Consider the following 25,564-nt stretch of genomic DNA (forward strand, 5'->3'; position numbering starts at 1 on the left):
TAGAGACTATTAAACTTATGCATCTTCACAGTCCTGCGTTTTTGACAGGGAACAGCATTCCGTCCCAATACACTTGCGATGGTGACAATCTCTCTCCTCCTCTGAGTTGGGATAGTCCACCAAATGGTACTGTCAGTTTTGCTCTCATTATGGAAGACCCTGATGCACCCAAGGAAACATTTACTCACTGGGTTGTATATAATTTACCAGCTCATATTAAGCATTTGCCGGAAGGTGTTGTCAATCATGCCACATTGCCTGGTGGTGGTGTGCAAGGGAAAAATGATTTTGGTCAATTGGGATTTGGTGGTCCTTGTCCACCTAGCGGTACTCATCGCTACTTCTTCAAACTCTATGCGCTGGATCAAATACTAGATTTGCCACCGGGAGCTAGCAAGGCAGACGTGATCGCAGCTATGGAAGGTCACGTCTTGGAGGCTGCTGAATTAATGGGACGCTACGCTCGACAGAGCTAGTTTCACCTTTAGCCCTATTCAGTAGGAGAGTAATAATGGCTACCATTGAACAATTGCAAGCATGGCATGATTTGGCACAACAATTGCGGGTTGATAGTATTCGTGCCACCACAGCAGCTGGATCGGGTCATCCTACTTCCTCTATGTCCGCCGCAGACCTGATGGCAGTGCTGCTTGCCAAGTATCTCCGTTATGACTTCAACAATCCGCACGACCCCAACAACGACCACCTGGTTTTCTCAAAAGGCCATGCATCACCGCTATTGTACGCGATGTATCGCGCAGCAGGGGTAATTGACGATCGCGAATTGATGTCCCTCCGCAAGTTTGGCAGCCGCCTAGAAGGACATCCTACAACTGTACTGCCTTGGGTAGAAGTAGCAACGGGTTCACTGGGGCAGGGTTTACCGATCGCTGTTGGTATTGCTTTGGCTGGTGAATATTTAGACCAGCTACCTTACCACACTTGGGTTTTGTTAGGGGATAGTGAAATGGCGGAAGGTTCAATATGGGAGGCTTTTGAACACGCAAGTCATTACAAACTGGCAAATTTGATTGCGATCATTGATGTCAACCGCTTGGGGCAGCGAGGGCAAACCATGTTAGGTTGGAACACTCAGGTGTACTGCGATCGCGCCAGAGCTTTTGGCTGGAGAGCAATTGAAATCGACGGTCACAATTTAGAAGAGATTGATCAAGCATACTCAGCAGCCATACATAACCTTGACTATCCTACAGTCATTGTGGCTCGGACAAAGAAGGGCAAGGGTGTTGCACATTTAGAAGACCTTGGCGGTTGGCATGGTCAGGCATTGAAACCCGATGATGCTAAGGCAGCGATCGCCCAACTGGGTGGTGAACGTCACATCACTATTGCCGTCGAGAAGCCTGAGGAGCAGCCTCTAACAGCTACAACTGGGCAGCAAGCTCAAACTCTTCAACTTCCCGTCTACCAAGAAGGTGATTTAGTGGCAACTCGTAAAGCGTACGGAGATGCCTTGAAAGCTTTAGGAGGATCTCGACCAGATGTGGTTGCTCTTGATGCAGAGGTAAGTAACTCTACTTATGCTGAAGATTTTGCTAAGGCTTACCCTGACCATTACTTTGAAATGTATATTGCTGAGCAGCAAATGGTTGCGGCAGCAGTGGGTTTGCAAGTGCGGCAGTATAAACCCTTTGCTTCTACTTTTGCAGCGTTCTTAAGTCGGGCTTACGATTTTATCCGTATGGCTGCCATCTCTCGCGCCAATATCAAACTTGTTGGTTCTCACGCAGGAGTTTCGATTGGTCAAGATGGTCCTTCCCAAATGGCACTGGAAGATTTGGCTGCTTTGCGGGCAGTGTGGAGTAGTACTGTACTCTACCCTTGCGATGCCAATCAAACTGCTAAACTTGTCGCTGAAATGGTAGATCGTGATGGCATTGTCTATCTGCGGACAACTCGGGAAAAGACACCTGTTCTCTATGAAGTTGATGAAGACTTTCCCATTGGTGGCAGCAAGGTCATCCGCAGTTCCGATGACGATCAAGTAGCAGTCATTGCAGCAGGTATTACGGTACATGAAGCACTCAAAGCTTATGATCGCCTCAAACAAGAAGGAATTACAGTGCGTGTCATCGATGCTTACTCAGTCAAGCCAATTGATGCTGCAACCCTGCATCAGGCTGCCCGTGATACTGCTGGCAAACTTGTCGTAGTAGAAGACCACTGGAGTGAGGGTGGACTGGGTGCTGCTGTCCTTGATGCTTTTGTGGGTATAGGTACTGCTCCAGCTTATGGTGAGTTGGGGCTGAATCTAGTAAAACTGGCAGTACGGAATATGCCAGGATCAGGCACTCCAGAAGAACTACTTCATGCAGCACAAATTGACGCAGATGCTATTGTCAAGGCAGTGCGATCGCTAGTCAAACAAGCAGCTTGGATGCCAACAGAGTAATAACAAACGCTTCCCTGCTTCAGAATTATTTGTTTATATCGGTTCCCAAGTATTCGGCGCAATTCTAGCTGCTGGCATTCTCTATCTAATTGCTAGCGGTAAACCAGGATTTGATGTGATTAGTAGTGGTTTGGCAGCTAATGGCTATGGAGAACACTCTCCTGGAAATTTTTCACTGCTGGCTTGTTTTCTTGCTGAACTAGTTCTTACTTTCATGTTTTTGGTGATTATCTTGGGTGCTACTGATCGCCGTGCGCCTCAAGGATTCGCACCAATTGCCATTGGTTTGGCATTAACACTAATTCACTTGATTAGCATTCCTGTTACCAATACGTCAGTAAATCCTGCCCGTAGCCTTGGGCCAGCAGTTTTCGTTGGTGGTTGGGCACTTCAACAGTTATGGTTGTTCTGGGTAGCACCACTTTTGGGAGGATTATTAGCTGGGTTTTTCTACTCACAAGTACTAGAAGTGACTACGCCAGAAAGACAATTATCGGAAGTAAGTTAATTAATACAGATCAATTTTGATGCGATCGTTCAAAGTTTGAAACCAGGTTCTGCCTGGTTTTATTTCTATGTAGTTCATTCGACAGCAATTAATACAATCTCATTTTATCGAGATTTTGGGTCTAAACGGACGTGGAGAGATTGTAAGACTACCTAGTAGCAAGTTTCTGTGAAGCGTCAGGGAATCCTTGCTCCTTTAGGACGAGGAGGTATGTCAACACGCTACATTTAAATCACATGTAGAGACGTGCCATAGCACGTCTTTATATCTCCTATTTTCACATCCATCCCGAGTTCTACAATAAATCTATTCTGGCAAAACTAAATACTCTGTCAAAATCATATGTTTACTACTTTAGTTAGTTTTGAGACTGTGATTTCAATCGCAGGCGGGATTTTTGAACATTTGGGATGCTCCCACTATGAATGAAATATGACTGTGATTAAGGGCAGTAAGGCTAATAGAAAACTGTGCCAGGATAGCAGGTGAGATTCTGATGTGGGTTCGCTTTGTTCTAGCAAAGCTTCTATTCTCTGTTCTAAACGAGCTACGCTACTAGAACCCAATGCTGCACAGCAGATTTCTGAGGTTACAGGCGGAGTACTGATTACTAATACTAGTGATTCCGCTAGTAGTAAGGGATCTACTTGGGAAGCAGCATGAGCATCAGCACGTAGTTCGCGTAATATTAGTAGTTCTTGCCATAAAGCATCAGTATTTGGCAACCAAGCAGTACAGGAACGTACCCAACCCAGCCAAAAAAACCAGAATGTGTCTCGGTAATGATAATGGCCTTGCTCGTGTGCTAGAACTGTCTCTAAGTGAGCAGGTGAAAGAGTTTCCAGTAATCCTTGGCTGAGAACGAGCTCGGGTTGCCAAAAACCAATTTGCCCTGCAAATAATGCTCCTGTATCCAGTAGTCGGACTTGTCTACCCGCAAGGTTGACAACTGGACACTCACGTGCGGATTTTACTGATCGCCACCCTTGCCATGCTAGTTTTATGCATAGTGCTGCAAAAAAAGCAAGTAAAATTAATGCTAATACATAGCCAAACCAGCCTGCTTGCAAACCACCCATTTTACCTTGGGGTCCCATACACAGCAGGGCGATCGCTGTCATGATGATCAATAAGGGGGGAAAGAGAAAGAAAAATAGCGTTCTTTGCCACCGTTGCTTCCAGGTAGCTTGGCAATCACTCCAAGAGTGTCTGAGCCACCAAGAAATTGCTAAAGCCATCAAAATCATCAGCAGATGCATCACTATTCCTCCCTTGCTTGCCGTGCAGCTTGAATGCGTTTGGCGATCGCTTGTATTTTCTCACTAGCTGCTTCATCAAGACTATCTGCAAAAGCAGCAACAACATCGGGGTTGCCTACCGCTAAAAATCGCTGTAATTGTTCATGGGCTTTGATGACTTCGGCTTGTTGTTTTGTGAGCAACGGTCGCCAGTAAAATGCTCGTCCTTTTTTGTCGCAGACAAGCCAACCTTTTTCAGTTAGACGGCGCAACACAGTAGTTACAGAAGTATAAGCTAGTTCTCGATTCGGATCAGCCAGAATGCGATCGTGTACATCTTTGACTGTAGCGGAACCAAGTTCCCAGATGATATTCAAGATTTCTGCTTCTAACGGGCCTAGAGATAGCTGTTTTGGGTGATAGTCAGGTAAAGGTGCCATATTGATTTGGTTAGTAGCTTAGTAGTTAGTGGTTGGTAGGGGTACAAAACCTTATGCTCTACTAATTGAGTGGTTCAAACAATAAACTACTTAATTAACAAATTACTTATCACTGCTATAACTTTATTTAATAGCAAGAACAAATACACTTTATCGGTATTTGTTCTTTTTTTAGATTACCGTTGATTTCACAACTAAATTGGCTGCCATTCCAACAAGAAGATTTTTTATGTAATCACATTTGTTAAAACCAGTGGTAAGAAACTACTACTATGGTTGGTGACATCCAACTGGGTAGAATGTGATATCGGCAGTCTCAAATCAGGTGTAACCCAGCGCGTGAAGCTATTCATTTACCATACTCCGGAATTAACTCCAGTGGATAAAGTGCCAGAATGCGCGATCGCAGTTGATGTGCTGCGAGCCACTTCTACAATGGCAACAGTTTTGGCTGCTGGTGGTGAAGCAGTCCAAGTCTTCAGCGATTTAGAGCAACTTATACAAGTCAGTCAATCTTGGCCCGCTGAAAAACGGCTACTAGCTGGAGAACGCGGCGGGGCGAAAGTTCCTGGCTTCGATTTAGGTAATTCTCCTCTCGACTGTACTCCAGACAGAGTAGAAGGAAGGCGGTTGTTTATTAGTACTACCAATGGTACTCGGACTTTACAACGAGTCCAAAATGCTCAAACTGTAATTGCAGCAGCTTTTATTAATCGTGGTGCAGTGGTGAAATACCTTTTGGAGATGCAACCACAAACAGTATGGATTATAGGTTCTGGCTGGGAAGGTAGTTTTTCTTTAGAAGATACCGCCTGTGCAGGTGCGATCGCTCATGCTGTTGTAGAGCAAACTGGCTTACCAACTGATGAAATTGCTGGTAACGATGAAGTTATCAATGCGATCGCTCTTTATTGTCAATGGCAAGATAATTTATTAGGACTATTTCACCACGCCAGTCACGGTAAACGTTTGTTACGTCTGCAATGTTATGAAGACCTGAAATATTGTTCTCAAGCTGATACTTTAGATGTTTTGCCTGTGCAGAAAGAACCAGGCGTTTTAAAAAGGTATTAAGTAGAAGGATGAAGGATGAAGGATGAAGTATTAATTTTAATCCTTCTGGCTTCTGCCTTCTACCTTCTGCCCTCTGCCTTTAATTAAGATTTTGGTTGTAACAGCGGATACACACCAACAGCAAGGCTAATAAATCCAATCACTATCCACCATGTGTCACTTTGCTCGACCTGCAAATATGACTGTTTGTTATTTCTGACGAAGTTATTGATTTGGGATGCGATCGCTCGCTGCTGATTTTCATCGCTATAGCTTGTGAAGGAAGAAAATGGTACTTCACTATTACTAGTTTGGATCACAACTTTTGAGGATTCGTTATCCTTAGGACTATAAAATCTAGCTCCCTGTAATTTATTAACTGGCAATTCTTTTTCTTCAGACCAAAGAAAACCCGAACGTGCTAGTTTACAAGATGCTTGCTGCTCAGTTCGACTACAAGTCAGCTTATTTGATTGTGCAAACGAAATTAAAATAATCCCCAGTATGATAAAGCCGAGTCTCAGTTTCAATTTGACCTCCCAACATTTAAGTCAGTGATACCTCTATGCACAGAGAACACCGTTGTTTACCAGTGGTAAACTAAAATTCCATAGCAATTTTCTAGAGAAAAATAAGTAGTTTTTCTCCAAGCAAATATTGTTCAGTGGTTAGCAATAACCACTGATAAAAAGTTTAATGAGATAGCTTATTAGCTATATTTTATGTTTTAAAATCTTTGTTGTCAGCCCGAAATTATACCATTTCGATGATCAATTGTAAGGTATTGCTAATATCATTCATTCACAAAATATTACAAGAGGCAAAACCCAGAAACTAAAAGCTGGAAAGAAAATAAACTTTTATTTTCTCTTGCCATCATTTAAAACAAATACTCAATTCTTATATAATTCCTCAGTATTTTTCCTGATGATAAAGAAAATTATGTCAAGTTGTTAATTATTATTCATTTTTATTCATATTCTTACATTTTAAAAAAGAATTTATTTTTTAAAAATTTTTTTCACTTAACAAATATGCCTGCAAATTAGTTAAGAATAAAATCATCAGACTTAATTTATGAAAAATCTCATATGTATTTCTTATTTGCTCTAGTCTAGTTACTATCTGACGCCATTGCTAAACCAGCTAGATAGGCTGTTGTCCAAGCACTTTGAAAATTAAAGCCACCAGTTACACCATCGATATCTAAAATTTCTCCTGCAAAGTAAAGACCCCCAACCAACTTACTCTCCATTGTCTTAAATTTGATTTCTTTTAAGTTTACACCTCCACAAGTTACAAACTCTTCTTTAAACGCTCCTTTACCATTAATCGAAGATTGAGCTTGTGTAAGTTCTTGCACTAATTTATTTAATGTTTTGTTTGATAATTCTGCCCAACGACTTTCAGAAGAAATTCCTACACAAGAAACAATATATTGCCAGAGGCGGTGAGGTAAGTCAACAACGCGATGAGATGCGATTAAACGCTTAGGTGAATCTTTCTTAGCTGCTAACAAGTGTTGACGTACTTGTTCTTGTTTGAGGTACGGTAGCCAATTAATAACTAAAGTGGCTTGATAATTACTTGAGTGCAGCATTCTTGCACCCCAAGCAGACAATTTCAACACGGCTGGACCACTTAAACCCCAATGGGTAATCAGTAATGGGCCTGTTTGTTCTAGATGGGGATATTCTGGTACAATTAGCCGTAATTTCACAGGATTAACACTTACACCAGCCAATTCTGTCAGCTCTTTATTTTTAATATTGAAGGTAAATAAAGATGGGACTGGTGGTTCAATAGTATGTCCTAGTTGTTGAGCGATTTTATAGCCTATGGGATTGCTACCTGTTGCTAATAGTAGGCGATCGCATTGTAATTTCTCGCCCGACTTCAGAGTAATCTCGAAGCGAGAAAGGGGGAAATTTGCCCCTCCTAGCCTAGCTCCCACCGCCGCACTTCCTGTGCGTAGTTCCACCCCAGCTGCTTTGGCTGTACTCATGAGACAGTTGACGATAGTTTCGGAGCTATCTGTGGTGGGAAACATTCTGCCATCAGCCTCAGTTTTCAACTTGACACCATGAGCCTGAAACCAGGTGATAGTATCTTGGGGTTGAAAGCGTGTAAAAGCGCCCAATAAGGCTTTACCACCTCTGGGGTAATTTTTTACTAACTCTTGGGGTTCAAAACAAGCATGAGTAACATTGCAGCGTCCACCACCGGAAATACTAACCTTCGCCAATGGTTGATGACTGGCTTCTAGTAAAATCACATGAGCGTAAGGATTAACTTTGGCAGCAGCGATCGCGCCAAAAAAACCAGCCGCGCCACCACCTATAACTATAATATTTGTCATTGGTCATTGGTCAATTGTTAGTGGTTAGTTGTTAGTGGTTAGTGGTTAATGGCTTACTACCCCTCACACCCTACCCTTGCGGGAAGCCGCCCAGGCGCGTCTACACACTCCCCACCTCACTCGTCTGGTTCAAAATCGTCTTTTTTTGCCCCACATACTGGGCATACCCAGTCTTCAGGTAAATCTGCAAAAGCTGTGCCTGCTGGTATGCCAGCATCTAAATCACCTTCTGCTGGGTTATATAAGTAACCACAGACTGTACATACATATTTTTCCATTTTTCTGTTTTCTCAATTACATTTTTATATTGTTTTCATATTAATTCTATTTACTCAAAGTAGCGGCTGTTTGATTTTTACCATAATCAGAGATTAGTTTATTGATCAATGTAAACGTTTGAAAAATTATAAAATATGATTAATGAAGCAGTGATTTCCGCAGAGATTTTTATGAGAGTTTGTAAGTCTGTTTGCTTTGATGATGATAGTTTTGATTAGCTCATCTTATGCTGAATTTAGTTCAAAAATTATGCAAATATACCATTTGTTATACCAAGTGTTTAATCTTATTCTGAATATTTAAGAGAGAAAAGAGTACACAAAAGTGACCGCAAAGCCAAAGTTTCCGAATCTCATTTGTGAGTTGAGAAAAAGGCTAGGAATCTCACAGGAGCAACTAGCTCGTCAGTTGGGGGTTTCGTTTCAGACGGTCAACCGTTGGGAAAACGGTCGTGCCAATCCCTCGCCGATGGGGATAAAGCTAGTTGAGCAACTGCTGATGGAAATGCCTACTCAAGATCAAGAATTATGGGAGCAGTATTTTTCAGACCAAGACCCGAACAGATGAGAGTTTGAGGAAGGAGTCATGCCAGGAAATGAGCGGGAAAAAATACGCCACCTGTTAGTTCTCCGAGACTTGCAAGGACAGCGAACTATTCCCTTGAAAGAGGCTACATATTCTCTGGGACGGGATGTCAGAAATGCGATCGTTCTTCGTTCTCGATCTGTCTCTAGACAGCACGCCATTTTATTACGGGTAACTCTGCCAGAGACAGAGCAGTATGGCTTTCGGATCATTGATGGCAGTTTTAAAGGCAAAAGGAGTACAAACGGGCTATTTGTAAATGGTATGAAATGCTTCTCTCATGATCTCAAGCATGGAGATGTAATTGAATTTGGCAATAATCAAGTGAAAGCCAAATATTATGCGATCTCAAATTTATCAGAGCAAGCTTTTTCGGAATCTTGTGTTGCTGAAGACATATCTGGCTTCCTATCGGAACAAGCGAGTCCTGTTAATCCCTTTGAAACTTTAATTGTTCCTACAGATGGTGTCGAAGGTGCTAGTGAAGTTGCCCTTGCTCGGTTGGCTTCTTTCCCTGAATTGATTCCTAATCCAATTATTGAAGTCGATATAGGAGGAACAGTAACTTATCTTAATCCTGCTGCGGCTTTTCCCGACATTAGAAAATTAGGTGTACAGCACACAATTTTGGCAGGACTTACTAGTGCTGTTCAAAATTGCCCAGGGAATTCTTTTATTCGAGAAGTAGAAATTGGGGAAGAAGTATTTGAACAATCAGTGCACTATCTTCCAGAAAGCGATTTAATTAGAACTTTTATTGTCAGAGATATTACAGAGCAAAAGCAGGCTGAGATTGAATTACGCCAACGCGATCGCCTGCTCCAAGCAGTAGCAGAAGCTACTAATTCTTTACTCACAGAAATGAACTATGAAAAAGCCATTGATAAAGCATTAGCAGTTCTGGGTGAAGCTGCTCAAGTAGATCGAGTTTATTTGTTTGAGAACCATCCCCACCCTGTCACCGCAGAAATGGTAATGACGCTCCGATTTGAATGGAGAAGCGATTCTGTCCTATCCGAAGGTAATAAGCAAAATCCATCCTATCAAGTTTCTGAATTAGGCCACTGGTATACTGCCCTCTCTCAAGGAAAATCTATTCAGAGTTTGACTCAAGAATTAAATGCCATTGACCAAGAAATTCTCCATCGTGAAGGCATTTTATCCCTATTACTTGTACCTTTGCATCTAGATGAAAATTTCTGGGGTGTCCTTGGTTTAGCAGATTGTTGTAAGCAGCGCCAGTGGTTGAGGCACGAAGAATCTACTCTCTTGACAATGGCTGCTAGTATCAGTGGCGCTCGACGGCGACAACAGGTGGAAGAGATGATTCGTTACCAGGCTCTCCACGATTTACTAACAGGATTACCTAATCGTCTGTTATTTAAAGAGCAACTAACGAGAACTTTACCGAATGCGGCTCGTAGGAAAGAGAGCTTAGCTGTCATGTTTCTGGATTTAGATCGATTCAAAACGATTAATGATACTCTGGGACATACACTTGGTGATCAATTGCTACAAAATGTCGCCCAAAGATTACGGGAATCCCTTAGATCTGGTGATGTTGTTGCTCGTTGGGGAGGCGATGAATTCATCATCCTCTTGCCCCAAGTTAATTATGTGGAAGAGGTCGCCCAGGTAGCTCAAAGAATCCTGCAAGAACTAGAAAAAGCTTTTCATATAGAGGGACATGAACTTTATGTCAGTGCTAGCCTTGGCATTGCCCTGTTTGACGAGCATAGTCCTGATGTTGAAACTCTGATCCAACATGCGGATGTGGCTTTGTATCATGCCAAAGACGAGGGTAGGAATAATTTTCAATTTTATACAACTTCTATCAGTTCCAAAACTCCTGAAATATTGACTTTAGAAAGGAGCTTGCGCCATGCCCTAGAACGAGAAGAGTTTGTAGTTCACTACCAACCCCGGGTAAATATTGACACAGGAAAAATTACTGGTATGGAAGCGCTGCTGCGTTGGGAACATCCAGATATGGGATTAGTAGCTCCCAGTAAATTTATTCCCTTGGCAGAGGAAAGCGGATTAATTATCCCTATTGGAGAATGGGTGTTGCGGACAGCTTGTAGGCAGAATAAAGCTTGGCAGGAGGAAGGGTTACCTGCTATTACTATGGCTGTCAATCTTTCTCTCAAGCAATTCCGCCAACCAGGACTGGTGGAGACAGTGGCTAAGATTTTGGATGAGACGGGTTTAGAAGCAAATTTCTTGGAATTAGAAATTACAGAAACAACTGCTATTGAAGATTTGGAATTTACCAGAACTGTGTTGCAACAGTTAGAGGAGATGGGAGTTCACCTTTCTATTGATGATTTTGGGACGGGTCATTCTTCTCTATCACGTCTACAGCTATTACCACTCCACAATTTGAAAATTGATGGTTCTTTCATTCGTGATTTGACGAAGGATGTGAAAGTGGCTCACATCGTCAAGGCGATTGTTGGGTTGGGGAGAAGTTTGGGGTTGAGGCTGACTGCTGAAGGAGTAGAAAAGCAAGAAGAACTGGAATTTTTAAAATCTATCAACTGCGAGGATGTTCAAGGCTTCCTCTTTTTCCGTCCGCTTTCTGCTCAAAAAGCAACAGAAATTCTTTGGGATGAAGGAGTGAAGGAGGCTGTGGAGAATGATGCAGTTTTACTATGAGTTTGATGTAAAGGAGCAGGTTGTGTAGGATGGTGGACAAATAAATGCCCACACAACTACGATACAAGTACGACTAAGCCTACCGCAGATTTGCCAGCGATGCATCCAACCACCTGTCAAAGTTCTGTTTCTGTGTGGCAGAGGGATTAACTACAGGTTGCACGTGGTATTTGCTTGCAGGTGGAGAAGCCAAGGTGACAGGGTAAATGCGAAGTTCATCTTGATGGAAAACCGCAATTTGGATAATGTCTTGGGGTTGGTAATCTTTCAGGCGATCGCTTAATTGATTTGCTGTCACCTTGATCCCATCGATTGCCAGCAGTTCATCACCAGGATCAATCCCAGCCAATTGGGCTGGGGAATCGGCTTCGACAAATTTAATTATGTCCCGTCCATTTTCGCTACCTACTCTCACACCTAAGTAAGGTTCTGTTTCTGTCTGTGCTACCAATTGCAAGCCAAAAGGTTCTAGGTACTGATTGAAAGGCAATTCTTCAGTACCATCTATGTAGCGTTTAAAGAAATCAGATAAATCGACTCCTGCTACAGATGCTATTACTTCTTGCAACTGTTCTGAAGTATAACCAATTTCGTTTTTGCCAAATTTGTGCCACATTTGCAGCATGACATCATCAAGCGATCGCTTGTTGTTATGCCGGGAACGAATCAGCAAATCTAGCAATAACGATACCATTTCTCCTTTCAAATAATAGGACATCTGAGAATTACCACTGTTGGCATCCTGACGGTACAGTTTAATCCAAGCATCAAAACTAGATTCAGACAGGGGTTGCACTTTTCGCCCTGGAGTTGTCAGATACCTGGTAATTTCTTTACCCCAATTATTCAAAAATGATTTGACATCGTAAATGCCAGCCCGTAAAGGAATTAGTAAATCGTAGTAACTAGTTGTTCCCTCACAGAACCACAAACAAGAGGTATAGTTTTCTTGGTCGTAATCAAAAACTTCCAGTTCCTTAGGACGAATGCGCTTGACATTCCACAAATGGAAAAATTCGTGGGCTACCAATTGCATGAAGCGATCATATTTTTCGCGATCGCGAAATCCAAACCGCTGATAAATCAATGAGCAACTGTTTTTATGCTCTAAACCCCCATAAGCTTGGGCGAATAAATGCACCAGAAACACATATCTTTCATAAGGTAAGCCACCAAACATTTGTGCTTCGACTTCAATAATTTTGCTGATATCAGCAATCATCTGCTGCACTTGGCAATTACCACGTCCCCAGATAGCTAGTTCGTGGGGTTTATCTAGTACCTGAAAGTGATAGAGCTGATGAGAACCAATCTCAAAAGGACTATCTACAAGGGTGTCGAAATCCAAAGCACAAAAAGTGTTGGCTTGTCCGGGGACAGGTGGTAGTGCTGTAGTTACCCGCCATTCTGACCGTGGTGTCACAATAGTCACAAAAATTGGTTGCTTGTCAAATTTTGGTAGTCTAAAAAACAGCGCCGCACCATTAAAATAACCGTGCGTAGAATCTAAATGATTTGTCCGTACGGTGAGTTCATTAGCAAAAATGCGGTATTTTATAGTAATTTCTGATACATCGTTTGTTTCTACCTGCCAATGATTTTTACTAATTTTTCGCCAATTTAAGGGTTTATTATTGCTGAAAGCAGTAAATCCCTGTAGATGCTTAGCATACTCCCGCACTAAGTAGGAACCAGGAGTCCAAACTGGTAATTTTAAATCAAGAATGGAAAAAGGGTAGCCCACAAGGTGTAAGGTCACCTCAAACAGATGGTTTTCTGGTTGAGGCATTGCCACTTGGTAATGAATGGTTGGTAATTTTTTTTGAAGGCGCGTATCGGTACAAGGTGCTATTGTTTCATTCATCTGAACTTAAGAGTAAACATTACGGAATAATGAGTCAAAAGATTAATTTAACTCATAACTCCTAACTCATAACTCTTGTATGAACAAACAGTCAGAATGATCTGAAAGTATTAAACTTTGCCAGCCAAGTTCATCAATTGGCGAAAGTTGACGAGATGAACCACTTGATTAGCATTGTCAATTTTTATCCAACCTTTTTCGTCTAATTTTTCCATAATTTTAGTGGTTTCTTCAACCCCAATTTCTGTAACATCTGCTAAATCTTTGAAAGAGATGTTAAAAATTTCTCTGCCTTTGCTTGATTCTTCACTATAGCTTTCGCCCAAGCTGACAAGAGTGTGAGCTAGTTTAACCGCTGGCGGAGCAGAGCGCATTTGCAAGCGTACGTTCGCGTGTCGCAGTCGCCGCACCATTAATTGCAGCATTCGGTGGTGTAACTGCGGGTCTTTAAATAGTATATGAATAAATCTTTCTCTAGAGATACTCAGTAATTTTACTGTTGAAAGAGCAATTACATCGGTTGAGCGAGGAGATTCATCTAAAATTGCCATTTCTCCAAAAAAATCGCCTCTACCTAAAATTGCCAAAGCAACAGAATCTTCCCCTATAGTGCGTCGAACTTTTACCCAACCAGAAACTACAAAGTAAACTGCATTACCCCAGGCATCTTCCATCAAAACAGCTCGTCCGGCTGGGTATTCGTGTTCAACAGCAACCGAAAGCAACCATTCCAGAGTTTGTGGATTGGCTGTACTCATTAAAGGGAAAAGTTCACTAAAAACCTCTGTATGCATGAAATGCAAGAATAATTGTTGTTAGTATAAGGAGGCGGAAGGCAGAAGAACCACTGCGGTGGACGGGTTTCCCGGCATAAAGCACGTGGCGCGGCAGAAGGATTAAGATAAATACTTCATCTTTCACACCTCACACTTCACCCTTCACACTTCATAAGCTTTTCAACCGTAATTTTACTGTGCACAAAATTGCAAAATTACTATATGTATAACCGCAACCATCTAGTTAATCGGTCTAGAGTTTTATTACAGCACAAAGATTATGTGATCGAAATCAGCGGTTTTACCTAAAAGGAGAGGTGGGGGATGGGGAACTCGGGGCCCCTGGTGGGGATTAGGGGCAGTGGGGAGATAGGGAGATGGGGAGTGTAGGAATAACCATTAACCACTAACTACTAACAATTGACAATTGACCAAAATTCATTTTGTGGGTGGTTCAGAGGTTTCAATTGTAAGTCTTTTTATATGCTGATCTAAATTTTGTAACAGGTTGTTGAGGGCATTGAAAGTTTCTAGCTGACTAGAATTAATGTTGCGGTTAACTAAAAGTCTCTCTTGTAATTCATGCAATTTATAGCTGAGTTGCCGAGAAATGCCCAAAGCATCACGACTAAGGCGTGTTAACTGTTGTTGTTGATAAAACTTTAACGCTGCTCCTCGCAGTACCTGAAGGGTTGCCTCTTCACCGTACATGCCAGGCATGACTCGCAAGCGCAATAACAAACGGTCTTGTTGATACAGGCATTCTCTTTCAACTTGTTTGGGTTCTGCAAGTGTGATCACAGGCAGAGAACCAAATCTTTTTAATTCATTCATTACTCCCTGAAACACCGATAAAGGTACTTTCTCTAATACAGATTGCAAAACTCCATTTTCACTCCATAGAATCCTGCCTGTGTAGGGGAGTCTTTCTAAGTAGAGCCGACCGATTCCCCCTGCTAAAACCCTACCTAATAATTCTTCTAGTAATTTTTTTGGTGGTAAGGTTAACAGTATCTCTACAGGAGAGAATTCTGTTGCTACTGGAACTGATAAAACAGGTAAGTTACCTGTGGTTGCTAAGCTAATATTATGATTTCCTTGTTCTGTTTGTTGTGCTTCTGTGGTGTTGGGATTGGTAACAACCATGGGATGAGAGTGAGGAGTATTTTGACTTACAGTTTCTGGCTGTGGGTTAGCAGAAGCATCTAATTGGAGGACGGTGTTTTCAGTTTGATTCGGAGTTGAGTTTGTTGGTTGGTGATTAGAGTCTTGTTGAGTCGCTGAGGGGGATGTATTTTTGTAGTTTAGATAGGCTGAAAGTATTTTCCGGTGAATATCGCCTGTAATCGGTTCAGATACTAATGTACATTTTATGTAAGACAATATACGACGAACGTAATCTAAGGCTGCACTATCTTCTTGATTGACCATGCCCAATAACAAGCTGTTGTCTTGCATTTTTAGTGGTACAACTTGATGATAAAGGCAGGCTTCAAAGGACAGAAAGCTTTCAATCAGCTGGAATACTTGCTCGCGTTCTATTCCTTGCTCCCATAATATGTGTGTGTCAGATGGCACTTCTTGCTGATTGCTAGCTTCGGTATCAATTGCTTTGCCCTTTGAAGACAACATAGACTTAGATTACTTGATATTTCTATATATCCTATTCTGCCCAGAATTTTTTTGGCAGTAAACAAATCATGACGTTTAGATAAATAAAAGTTAAATTAACTACAAAATAAGCAAGTGCTTTATTTTGAATTTAACGTCGTAAATAGCTAGCAGTTGCTAGTTGTTTGTTACTTGTGTTGGGAGCAACTAACCCTCCTGTTTTGTAGTTGCTCGTAGGAAATTTCGTTGTGGTGCAAGTAACAACCAAAAATTCTGCATACCCTACTCCCTTACTCTTCGCTTCTCAAAGTCTGGGCGCTCAGGTAGACTTTAGTCCATTCACCCATTGCTTGATGGGTTTTGAGTTTTAATTTTTGGGCTACTTCTTCTATGCTATTGCCTGCTCGTCGCAATTCTAGAACTTGTCTTTGAGTTGGGGTCAATTTTTCATGCAATTGCTGAAGTTGACTTGGTGTCAGCCCCAGATTATGCTCTTTCAATGATGTTTGTAGCCAAGATTCAACCAATTCTGGTTTGTCTTTGAGGGCGAAAACACGCACAGCGTGGTAGCTAACTTTTTCCCGCAGTCTATAAATGACATTGATCGGCTTGCCTAATTTTTTGGCGATCGCATCTTGGGATTGACCTTGTAAGTACAACCGCAACCAATCTACTGCTTCTTGTCCGAGATTTTCTAGTAAGTAATTTTCAAATTCATCCTTGACTGATTGTCGCAGTGTCTGTTGTTCTTCTTGTTCTTGCGCTTCTTGATATTCGGCGATCGCTTGGGTGTCTACTAAGTTGACTCGATTATCGCTATCGTCGCTAAGGATCTCTTCTGAGACTAGCCTCACCATGTCGCTACCAGGTACTTGGGTCAAGCCACCACGTTGGGTACGACGCAAATAATTTACAAATCTGTAAACTAGCAGGGGTTGATTGCGTACTGGTCGCAGGCAATATTCTTCTACACTGGCAAACAGCAGAGCGTTCCGTAAGCGGGGATCGGTGGTAAATTCGGAAATCAGAGCCATTTGTTGCTGCATGTAGTTGTCGCTTTGCAACAGTTCTTGAATGACTTCTTGTAAGACATCCAAAACTGAACGTTGGCGATCGCGACTTAGAGCAACCCATGTCTGAATTCTATTCCGTAATGTTACTAGACTTCCCAAGCGAGCCAGTAAATTTTTATAAGCAGCTTCTCTTGATTTGCCTAAGTAGCGTTGATTCAAAATCTTCCAACGATATTCCATCGCTTGCTTAGCAATATCTAATTGTTTTGGGTCTTCAAATCGCTCTTGATTGCTGCCTAGCAGCCAGCGAACGATACTCTCTTTATTCGCTGTGGTTTGTCCTGGACACTCATTTTCTAGCCGCTTGTGCCAGAACTGTGCCACCTTATCCGCCTCAGAAGCCATAGTGAGATTGCGCTCCTCGAAACCCTGTTTTAAAGTTTGCTGCATCACAACCTCCATTTTTCACCTCACTCAAGTTTTTGACTGGCAGTTGCTCCCAATTGCATGATGTCCTGATGGAACATCTACGTGATTCTACTTTTATTACGTTTTGACTCACGGGTTTTATGCAGTTACTTCTACTTTCTCATCATATTTTCATGTTCATCTTCCCGAAAATCATGTTTTTTGAGCAATTTCCCCAATTAAACCAAATATTTAATTTTGTAAACTAAATTAGTTCTTCTACTCAGACAGATAAAAAGTTATCAAAGGCTGAGTTTTAGCCTTTTTTACCATTGTTAGACTATGAAATTGCCCTCAAATTCTAGACGTCGTTTCTACGCTTTTAGTTTCACTTCTGTGAAGTATGCCCTAGTGTTTCTGAGTATTAGAAATTTTACTTTACCAAAAACCCGTAAGTTAATGTATTTTTAGTAACCATAATTAAGTATAATTACACAAATATAGCCAAAGCAGCTTTTGTTAATCACTCAAAATCTTCTGAGAGAAAATACCACACAAGATTATTCTGAAAAAGTGACAAAAAGTTTTACAGTACCCTCTAGGGTACTTTAATTGAGGGGGCAAAACTTAAAATCACTGAATGTCTTTATAAAAACTTTGAACTTTTGTAGCGAAGATAAGGATATTCATAAACTATACAATTGGTCAACAGTAAAACCAAAAGTTATAGAATCTTGAATTGTAGAGTCTTGATTCTCAGTGCTGAACTTTCAAACAATTTGTCATTTGTTGTAAAAATCAACAAACTGTCAAAATGGACAAAAAGTTGATGAACTAGCAAAGACCCTCAGAGCGGAGAACCGCTTTCTGAGGATAAATTATAGAAGTGCGAAGAAGTGTTTGCCTTTGCGCTGACCTGTGATAGGCGCTTTGTATTTACTGCACTACTGGCTTCGGCACTGATTAACGATTATTGGGTCTAGATACAATTGGATTTTCCACAGCCTGCCTATACTGTTCGACTTCTTGTGTATAGCCAATTGGCAAAACAGCTTCCACGTTTTCGTGAGGGCGGGGAATAATGACCCAAGTTTCTAGGACACCGCCGTAAACATTCTCTACAGCTTCTACACCGGCTGCAACAGCCGTTTTTACCTCTTGTATATCACCTCGGACGTTCACAGTAAAGCGAGCGCTACCAGCTCTTATATAACCTACGAGGGTGACTCGACCTGCTTTCACCATCGCATCTGCCGCAGCTAGTACGGCAGGAAAACCCTTAGTTTCTATTGATCCAACTGCCTGTAGTGGCATTGGTTGTCTCCTATATCAGTAAAAGTTATGTGGCGCTACCAATTAATTGTACGAAGGTTGCTACATATTTTATAGAGTTAAATCTATCATCTTTATTTATTATTCCGGGAAGCAAGTACACAGGATGATTTGACAACCAAATTTAGAAAATGCGAAATGGCTCTGATTTTTTAGTGAAATGTATAGGTAGAACAGATTCTACATTCTCTGGTGGGTTGGGAACAATATAATGGGTGATCAGTTGACCGCCATCACCTTGGGCTTGGTTGCAAGCTTCTATACCTGCTGCAACTGCTCTTTTGACTTCAGCAACCTGTCCTCGCACAGCGACTAAAAAACGAGCGCTTTCTGCTAAACCGTAGTATACAAGGGTAACTTCAGCAGTTTTGACCATTGCGTCTGCTGCTGCTAATACAGGGGGAAAACCTAAAGTTTCTATAACTCCAACTGCTAGTGGCATGGCTTGACTCTCCAAAAAGTTAGGGCAAATGTGATATTTATTCTACGATGTGTGGGGAGGTGGGGAGTATGGGAGTGTGGGGCAATGGGGAGAAAACAATTCAAAATTAACGTATTTGCAAGAGAGTTGAGGGGTGTGTAGACACCTTCGGCTTAAGGTAAGGATGGAGTCAATAACTAGCTACTAATTACTAACTACCCCGAAACAGATAGGATCAATACTGTGAGAATCTAAACCTCTAAAAATTCACAGGGGAAAACGCTTTATGAATTTGCTTCAACTCCAAAATTGGCTAGACAATACTTCCTTTGCCGTCCTTTTTACCACAATGCTGATTTATTGGAGTGGGGCGGCTTTTCCCAACTTGCCCTACTTGCCAGCATTAGGAACCGCAGGAATGGCGATCGCAAATTTGTGTATTGCCACAATGTTAGGGGCGCGATGGCTAGAGGCTGGTTATTTCCCTCTCAGCAATTTGTATGAATCTCTGTTTTTCCTCGCTTGGGGAATCACTACCATCCATTTGATTGCAGAAAACAACAGCCGCAGTCGTTTGGTGGGAGTTGTTACCGCCCCTGTTGCCATGAGTATTACTGCTTTTGCTACCCTCACATTACCATCCCAAATGCAAGTAGCAGAACCTTTAGTACCTGCATTGAAATCAAATTGGCTGATGATGCACGTTAGCGTCATGATGTTAAGTTATGCCGCTTTAATGGTAGGTTCATTGTTGGCGATCGCTTTTTTAATTGTCACTCGTGGGCAGGAGATTAGACTCCAGGGTAGCTCTGTCGGGACTGGTGGCTATCGCAGCAACGGCTACCGCTTGCAAAAAGCAGGTGAATTAATTTCTCAATCATCAGCAATGATTGCAGACAATAATGGTAATGGTGTTGCCCGTTATGAATCCACCAACAATGGTAAAACCGCCGTTTTGGATACCGTATTAGCACCTACAATTCAAAATCTAAAATCCGACACCCAAGATTCTCAACCTCTTTCTCCCCAACGTCTTAGCCTGGCTGAAACCCTAGATAACATCAGCTATCGGATCATTGGACTCGGATTTCCTCTGCTGACAATTGGTATTATTGCTGGTGCAGTTTGGGCTAACGAAGCTTGGGGTTCTTACTGGAGTTGGGACCCCAAGGAAACTTGGGCGCTAATTACCTGGTTAGTATTTGCAGCATACCTCCACGCCCGTATTACTCGTGGTTGGCAAGGACGTCGCCCAGCTATTTTAGCTGCTAGTGGTTTTGTCGTTGTCTGGGTTTGCTATTTGGGTGTGAATTTGTTGGGTAAGGGTTTACACTCTTATGGCTGGTTCTTTTAGAAATCTCGCCCTTCAACTCCTCTTTATGAAGGTTGCGACGTTAAAGAGTCCGTAAATTATCCTTGCTCAGGATGGATAATTTGAAATTAACTGCAATCTCCTGGGAACTATAAATTTAGTTCTAGGAGATTGATTATGAATGATAAGTGGGAAGCGTTAAATCCAGAAGATGATGTTTTGTATTTTCGTCAACCTCTGTTTGAAGATTCAAATCACACCCAGTTATTATTTGAACTAATAAATAAAATTAAGACTGCTTCTTGTGAAGGTGTTTCACTAAGAGCATTTTTTGAAGAGGGATTAGATTGTCACGTTCTAATCCCTGGTAAAAAGTGGCGAGAAGGTAAAATTAGATTATGTGTAGAATTTTGTTCTGATGATTCGGAAAAATTAGATAAGAATCAGCAAGAATCAGACATAGACAACAATCGTCAATTTAAAGACTTTACGTATTATAAAGAGTTTAATAACTAATGTTTTATATTTTTGATTAAACGCACCAGGGGCCCAAAGTTAGTAATGAAGGGACACAGAGTTTTTTTGAGGATAATTCGTGCTGCAAAATTCAAAATATGATAATTTTTTTGATGGTACAAGCCCTCAAATAAATCTTGTGGAACCAATCCAAAATCCAAAATCTCAAATCCAAAATCGGGTGACATGGACTCCCCTACATGCAAAAATCCATCGCACTATCCGATCACGTCACCTGTTTGAACGTAAGGAGCATTTGCTAGTTGCAGTTTCTGGTGGACAAGATTCTCTTTGTTTAATTAAATTATTGTTAGATTTACAACCCAAATGGGAATGGAAGTTAGGTATTGCCCACTGTGATCATCGCTGGCGGACTGACTCACAGGCTAATGCCCAGCACATAGAAAATTTGGCTAAAAATTGGGGTATATCTTTTTACTTGCAAACTGTAGAGACGCGAGATCTCGCGTCTCTACAAAGTGAGGCTGCTGCAAGGGAATGGCGGTATCAAGTTTTGAGTGCGATCGCCCAGGAGCATAATTATAAATATGTAGTTACAGGTCACACAGCAAGCGATCGGGCAGAAACATTACTTTATAACTTAATTCGTGGTGCTGGTGCTGATGGTCTGCAAGCTTTGACTTGGAAACGTTCACTTGTTGATGGCATTATACTGGTGCGTCCACTTTTAGAAATTACCCGCACAGAAACTGGGCTATTTTGCCAAGATTTGCAACTGCCTATCTGGGAAGATTTTACAAATCAAGATTTAAAGTACGCCCGTAACCGAATTCGCCAAGAAGTCATACCATATTTGTCAGAAAATTTCAACCCGAAAGTAGAATTAGCTTTAGCTCAAACAGCAGAACTACTGCAAGCGGAAGTGGAGTATTTAGAAAAAGCTGCCCAAGCTTTGCGAGAAGAGGCGATGGTAGGAAGAACAATTATCCCATCAGAAACTCCCGACCAACTTCTCAGACTCAATCGTCGTGTATTACAGAAAGCCCCAATTGCTCTACAAAGACGTGTAATGCGGCAAGTTTTACAACAAATCCTTCCTGTAGCTCCCACATTTGAGCAAATCGAAAAACTCACAGCTTTAATTACAGCACCAAATAAATCGCAAACTGATCCATTTCCCAGTGGTGCGACAGCGATAGTAGAAAGTGATTGGATCACGATTAAATCTTAAACAATTGTGAATTTATAAAAGTCGATAATGCACAACGACGCGAGTGTTAAGTTATCCATTACAAACAGCTAACTATTGACTGATTCCCAATTAGTCTATCTGTGTTTATCTGTGTGTATCGGTGGTCGATTTCCAAAACATGATTTTGGTCAAGGCTTAACTCACATTAGCCATAATTCATAATTTTTCATATTGCTGACAATTCTGGTTGAGAAATTAAACTCAGGATAACCTGACGCATCTGGTTAATAGCCTGGAGTTGAGAATCACCAATTTGTTGAACTTCCGCTAAAGATTCAGAAACACCTTGTAGTTTTTGTCGCAACCCATCCAAGGAATCTTGAATTGGTTGTAAAGCTTGTTGATATAAATTGAGCTGACCTTGGGATTGGGCAGTTGTTGTTCGCAAAGACAGCAAATTTTGCTCCATTGTTTGCAGTTCCTCGCGTTTCATTGCCTGTGCTTGAGTTTGTTGCTCAATATCTGCTTGTATCTGATTAATGCTAGCTTGTACCTGCTCAATCTCTGTTTCTAGATTTTGTAGGGTTTCTGACAGTTGTTGTCGTTGTTTTTGGATTTGTTCGAGTACCGGATTTAAATCCAATTTTTCATCTTCATTCGCGACGGTTTGTCCTTGTCGCCGCAGTAGTACTATTTTGTGCTGCTTGAGCAGTGCTTGACGCTCAAGTAAATGGCGACGTTGTCCTACCAAAGTTTCATTTAGCATCTGGTAGTGGTCTTTTTCATCAGCTAGTTCCGTTTCTAATTGACTTCGTTCACTTGCCGATGCTTGATTTATTTTTTGTTGGATTTCTTCTATAGCTTCTTGTTTATATTTCAGCTCTTGTTCTTGATCGTTGACAAAGCTAGAGTCTATGTTTAATTTTTCTTGCAAGTCTTGTACTATTTTTTGCAGTTCTTCTAGAGGCATTTTTTCCAAAGTTTCCAAATCAAACTCTGGAGAGGGAACAACATCACTATAATTTGTAGCTAAAGAGTAAATTTGTTGGTATAACTGTTCCTGATATCGCAGTTGCTCTTTCAGTATCCGAACATACTCTTGTTTGCTATGGAGAGTAGTTGTGTTCACCTGCAACTGAGCTGTTTGTTGTTCTAGAGAATTTTGAGTTTGCTGCCATTCATTTTGGCGTTCCGAGAAAAGTTGCGACAAACGTTCAATTTCAGCCTGTTGTTTCTCAATTAATATTCTTTGTTGTTCTAGTTGTTGCCAGTGGGGATTGAGCAAAGCTTGCTGTTTTTCCACCATTTCAAATGCTAGATGCAGATTTTCCCGCACTATTTCTGTCGGAGCAACACTACTAGAAAGCTGATCCAGTAACTCTTGTAATACCCGAGTTTGTTCTTCATCCATCACAGTCGGTGGCTGCAACTGTGCTTGATGTTCTTCTAGGCGACGCTGCTCACCCCGTAAATGCTCCCAAGCTCCTTCTAGTTCTTGGCGGTTACGCTCTATTTCTTGTTGCAACCTTTCAATTTCAGCACGGCAAGTTTCAACTTCCTGTTTTTCTGCATCTAAGCGTTGAAACTCATCTTCCATCTGTTGCAGCTGTTCTAAGCGTGTTTCCATTTCTATTTCCCGGCGGTTAAGTTCCTGCGCTTGAAATGTTAGCGACTCTTTCCACTGGTCAATTTCTTCTTCTTTCAGTTTAAATTTTTCTAGTTGGCGAGAAAAATTCTGCAAAATGTTCACTAGCGGTCGTCCCGCTTCTTGTATTCGCTGTACTTGGCGCTGAGGATTCAATTCTACCAGTACCAGCGCACCATCATTTAATTTACTGGCTTCTTCAACTGCAATGACTTCTTCTGACCCAGTACTCCAACTCTGGTCTGTCCGTTGACAAGCCAGAAGTTTCAGTTCCGTTTTGCCACCACCACCAAGCAAACCGCCTTTTTGTTTTTGTACTTCTGCTAAATACAGCACACCTTTAATCCTTTTGATGCACTTAATAAATTTGTTTTTGGTTATACATGAGATAATTACGTTAACCTGCCTTGTTTAACCCAAGTCGGAGGTAAACAAGACAGGCAAAATTTATGTATAGACAAGAAATATCACGTCTGGTTATTCAGACAACTAAATTGTTGTTTCTTCAATATTTTGTACTGTTGTGAGTTATGATGACTACCGTGTTATCACTCACTTAATCTAGGTATATTAAAAAATATTAAACTTTATTGGTTAGTAGTTGGTGGTTGTTGGTTGATGGTTAGTAGTTATTTTTCTTCCTTGTTTCCCATGTCTTTCTTGTCTCCCCCTTTCCAGTTCCCAAAAAAGGAGTGCCTTTTCACTAAATGCAGGGAAATTTATATGAGATAGATATCCGCAGTATCCTGCAATTAATAGAGTTGGGGCAGCGTACTGGACAACTATTTGTAGAAGCCCATAGCTTTCACAAAAGTCCCCAACTTGGGAGAAATCACACTGGCAAGAATTTATCTTGGTTCGTATTTTTTCTGAACGGTGAGATTGTTTATGCAACCGATAGTGATAATAGTTTGTTGCGCCTGAGTGATTATTTACGTCATTATCAAGTCAAGGTACAGGTGACAGAAGAAGAACGAGCCTGCTTAGAAGTCTTGAATGCACCGGAATACGCCTATTTGTGGACACTATTAGAGCAGAACATCATTGATCCAATCCAGGCTCGCAGTATTATTTATAACTTAGTACAGGAGACTCTCTTTGATCTGCTGAATTTACAGCAGGGTAGCTTCGTTTTTGCAGTGGGTTCTGCACTGACACCACAATTAACAACTTTAGAAATCACACCTTTACTGAGCAAAATCGTGAAGCAGGTGCAACAGTGGAAACAACTGTACCCTTACATTCAGTCTCCCGAACAATTTCCCATACTCACTGATATAGTCAATCTACGCTCTTCACTACCAGCAGTGACAGTTAATAAACTACAGCATTGGGCTAGTGGTCAAACATCCCTACGCCAATTAGCTCGTTATCTCAATCGCAATATTGTAACTGTCGCTAAAGCTATATACCCGTATGTTCAACAGGGCTGGGTGCATTTAGTAGACTCAGACACAACTGAATTATTAACAAATCAACAAGATAAAACACTTAGCTTACAAGAAAACCACAAGCAACGCATATTGTGTATTGATGATACACTCAGCATCTGTACACATATAGAGAAGATTTTGCAAACCCAAGGTTATGAAGCGATCGCCATAACTAATCCCCTAGAAGCACTCACTCGGGTTTTTCAATTCCAACCCGATTTAATTTTTTGTGATATTGCCATGCCAGAGTTGACTGGATACGAGATTTGTGAAATGCTGCGACACTCCCAAGCGTTTCGGAATATACCTGTTATTATGCTTACCGCTAAGGAAGGCTTTTTTGATCGAGTCAGAGCCACAATGGTGGGAGCTACCGATTATTTAACCAAGCCATTTGGGCATACTGAATTAGTAATCCTCGTAGAGAGATATTTAAACTACAGTAGAGGTGAAGTAATAAAACAAACACAACACTTGTTGATTTGATAAAAGATAGAGTAAAAAATAATATCTACAGAACCAGCCAGCCAAAGAAAAACCTCATTAC

21 protein-coding genes and 1 pseudogene are annotated in these 25,564 nt (G+C 41.4%); 10 read left to right on the forward strand and 12 right to left on the reverse strand.

Going from position 1 to position 25,564, the window contains the following annotated elements; all coding sequences use genetic code 11:
* Positions 1–17 precede the first annotated feature (17 nt).
* The 3 genes and pseudogenes from UYK_RS0114560 to UYK_RS24280 all read left to right on the forward strand — a co-directional run.
* The gene (locus tag UYK_RS0114560; protein WP_009454451.1) at positions 18–476 is read left to right on the forward strand and encodes a YbhB/YbcL family Raf kinase inhibitor-like protein; all 459 of its coding nucleotides are present in this window, start codon (positions 18–20) and stop codon (positions 474–476) included.
* Positions 477–511: 35 nt separating this feature from the next.
* Positions 512–2,413 carry a transketolase gene (locus tag UYK_RS0114565; RefSeq protein ID WP_009454453.1) on the forward strand — a complete coding sequence of 634 codons (1,902 nt, stop codon included), beginning with the start codon at positions 512–514 and terminating at the stop codon, positions 2,411–2,413.
* A gap of 4 nt (positions 2,414–2,417) precedes the next feature.
* Positions 2,418–2,921, forward strand: a pseudogene (locus tag UYK_RS24280) (aquaporin); the annotation flags it as partial.
* 419 nt (positions 2,922–3,340) lie between these two features.
* On the opposite strand, the gene UYK_RS0114575 reads toward UYK_RS24280, so the two are convergent.
* Together UYK_RS0114575 and UYK_RS0114580 are read right to left on the reverse strand one after the other, a co-directional pair.
* A complete protein-coding gene (locus UYK_RS0114575; RefSeq protein WP_009454456.1) occupies positions 3,341–4,180 on the reverse strand; it encodes a M56 family metallopeptidase in 840 nt (279 codons plus the stop codon).
* Between the two features lie 2 nt (positions 4,181–4,182).
* Complete coding sequence (locus tag UYK_RS0114580; protein ID WP_009454457.1) at positions 4,183–4,599, reverse strand: BlaI/MecI/CopY family transcriptional regulator; 417 nt, start codon at positions 4,597–4,599, stop codon at positions 4,183–4,185.
* Positions 4,600–4,938: 339 nt separating this feature from the next.
* Here UYK_RS0114580 and UYK_RS0114585 point away from each other — a divergent pair, with 339 nt between their 5' ends.
* A complete protein-coding gene (locus tag UYK_RS0114585; RefSeq protein WP_026086476.1) occupies positions 4,939–5,673 on the forward strand; it encodes a 2-phosphosulfolactate phosphatase family protein in 735 nt (244 codons plus the stop codon).
* An 83-nt stretch (positions 5,674–5,756) separates the two neighbouring features.
* On the opposite strand, the gene UYK_RS0114590 is transcribed toward UYK_RS0114585, so the two are convergent.
* From UYK_RS0114590 to rd, 3 genes are all read right to left on the reverse strand, one after another.
* The gene (locus tag UYK_RS0114590; protein ID WP_009454460.1) at positions 5,757–6,182 is read right to left on the reverse strand and encodes a hypothetical protein; all 426 of its coding nucleotides are present in this window, start codon (positions 6,180–6,182) and stop codon (positions 5,757–5,759) included.
* 584 nt (positions 6,183–6,766) lie between these two features.
* A complete protein-coding gene (locus UYK_RS0114595; RefSeq protein ID WP_016871651.1) occupies positions 6,767–8,011 on the reverse strand; it encodes a BaiN/RdsA family NAD(P)/FAD-dependent oxidoreductase in 1,245 nt (414 codons plus the stop codon).
* A gap of 116 nt (positions 8,012–8,127) precedes the next feature.
* Positions 8,128–8,289 (reverse strand): rubredoxin, encoded by a 162-nt coding sequence (rd, locus tag UYK_RS0114600; protein WP_009454463.1) that lies wholly within the window; start codon positions 8,287–8,289, stop codon positions 8,128–8,130.
* Between the two features lie 325 nt (positions 8,290–8,614).
* On the opposite strand from rd, the gene UYK_RS0114605 reads away from it, so the two are divergent.
* Together UYK_RS0114605 and UYK_RS0114610 are read left to right on the forward strand one after the other, a co-directional pair.
* A complete protein-coding gene (locus UYK_RS0114605; RefSeq protein ID WP_016871652.1) occupies positions 8,615–8,857 on the forward strand; it encodes a helix-turn-helix domain-containing protein in 243 nt (80 codons plus the stop codon).
* A gap of 18 nt (positions 8,858–8,875) precedes the next feature.
* Positions 8,876–11,533 (forward strand): EAL domain-containing protein, encoded by a 2,658-nt coding sequence (locus UYK_RS0114610; RefSeq protein WP_016871653.1) that lies wholly within the window; start codon positions 8,876–8,878, stop codon positions 11,531–11,533.
* A gap of 79 nt (positions 11,534–11,612) precedes the next feature.
* Here UYK_RS0114610 and UYK_RS0114615 read toward each other — a convergent pair whose 3' ends face one another.
* The 6 genes from UYK_RS0114615 to UYK_RS0114640 form a co-directional block, all read right to left on the reverse strand.
* On the reverse strand, positions 11,613–13,397 hold the full coding sequence (locus UYK_RS0114615; RefSeq protein ID WP_016871654.1) for a M61 family metallopeptidase: 1,785 nt from the start codon (positions 13,395–13,397) through the stop codon (positions 11,613–11,615).
* A 110-nt stretch (positions 13,398–13,507) separates the two neighbouring features.
* Entirely contained in the window at positions 13,508–14,191 is a 684-nt protein-coding gene (locus UYK_RS0114620) for a Crp/Fnr family transcriptional regulator (RefSeq protein WP_009454467.1), read from the reverse strand.
* 420 nt (positions 14,192–14,611) lie between these two features.
* Positions 14,612–15,805, reverse strand: coding sequence for a GspE/PulE/PilB domain-containing protein (locus tag UYK_RS0114625; RefSeq protein ID WP_016871656.1), 1,194 nt, complete (start codon positions 15,803–15,805; stop codon positions 14,612–14,614).
* A 269-nt stretch (positions 15,806–16,074) separates the two neighbouring features.
* The gene (locus UYK_RS0114630; RefSeq protein WP_016871657.1) at positions 16,075–17,259 is read right to left on the reverse strand and encodes a HetZ-related protein 2; all 1,185 of its coding nucleotides are present in this window, start codon (positions 17,257–17,259) and stop codon (positions 16,075–16,077) included.
* A 909-nt stretch (positions 17,260–18,168) separates the two neighbouring features.
* Positions 18,169–18,519 carry a carbon dioxide-concentrating mechanism protein CcmK gene (locus tag UYK_RS0114635; RefSeq protein WP_009454471.1) on the reverse strand — a complete coding sequence of 117 codons (351 nt, stop codon included), beginning with the start codon at positions 18,517–18,519 and terminating at the stop codon, positions 18,169–18,171.
* A 142-nt stretch (positions 18,520–18,661) separates the two neighbouring features.
* Entirely contained in the window at positions 18,662–18,979 is a 318-nt protein-coding gene (locus UYK_RS0114640; RefSeq protein WP_009454472.1) for a carbon dioxide-concentrating mechanism protein CcmK, read from the reverse strand.
* A 265-nt stretch (positions 18,980–19,244) separates the two neighbouring features.
* Between UYK_RS0114640 and ccsB the strand changes: the two genes are divergently transcribed.
* The 3 genes from ccsB to tilS all read left to right on the forward strand — a co-directional run bounded on the left by ccsB (position 19,245) and on the right by tilS (position 21,978).
* Positions 19,245–20,312, forward strand: coding sequence for a c-type cytochrome biogenesis protein CcsB (ccsB, locus tag UYK_RS0114645; RefSeq protein ID WP_009454473.1), 1,068 nt, complete (start codon positions 19,245–19,247; stop codon positions 20,310–20,312).
* A 135-nt stretch (positions 20,313–20,447) separates the two neighbouring features.
* The gene (locus UYK_RS0114650) at positions 20,448–20,786 is read left to right on the forward strand and encodes a KGK domain-containing protein (protein ID WP_009454474.1); all 339 of its coding nucleotides are present in this window, start codon (positions 20,448–20,450) and stop codon (positions 20,784–20,786) included.
* A gap of 181 nt (positions 20,787–20,967) precedes the next feature.
* Positions 20,968–21,978: a tRNA lysidine(34) synthetase TilS gene (gene tilS, locus UYK_RS0114660; protein ID WP_026086478.1), complete on the forward strand. Its 1,011-nt coding sequence runs from the start codon at positions 20,968–20,970 to the stop codon at positions 21,976–21,978.
* A gap of 187 nt (positions 21,979–22,165) precedes the next feature.
* On the opposite strand, the gene hmpF is transcribed toward tilS, so the two are convergent.
* Entirely contained in the window at positions 22,166–23,920 is a 1,755-nt protein-coding gene (hmpF, locus tag UYK_RS0114665; protein ID WP_009454477.1) for a pilus motility taxis protein HmpF, read from the reverse strand.
* Between the two features lie 371 nt (positions 23,921–24,291).
* Here hmpF and UYK_RS0114670 point away from each other — a divergent pair, with 371 nt between their 5' ends.
* The gene (locus UYK_RS0114670) at positions 24,292–25,503 is read left to right on the forward strand and encodes a response regulator (protein ID WP_009454478.1); all 1,212 of its coding nucleotides are present in this window, start codon (positions 24,292–24,294) and stop codon (positions 25,501–25,503) included.
* Positions 25,504–25,564: the final 61 nt, after the last annotated feature.

Origin of the sequence: Fischerella thermalis PCC 7521, assembly GCF_000317225.1 — a bacterium.
GTDB lineage: Bacteria > Cyanobacteriota > Cyanobacteriia > Cyanobacteriales > Nostocaceae > Fischerella > Fischerella thermalis.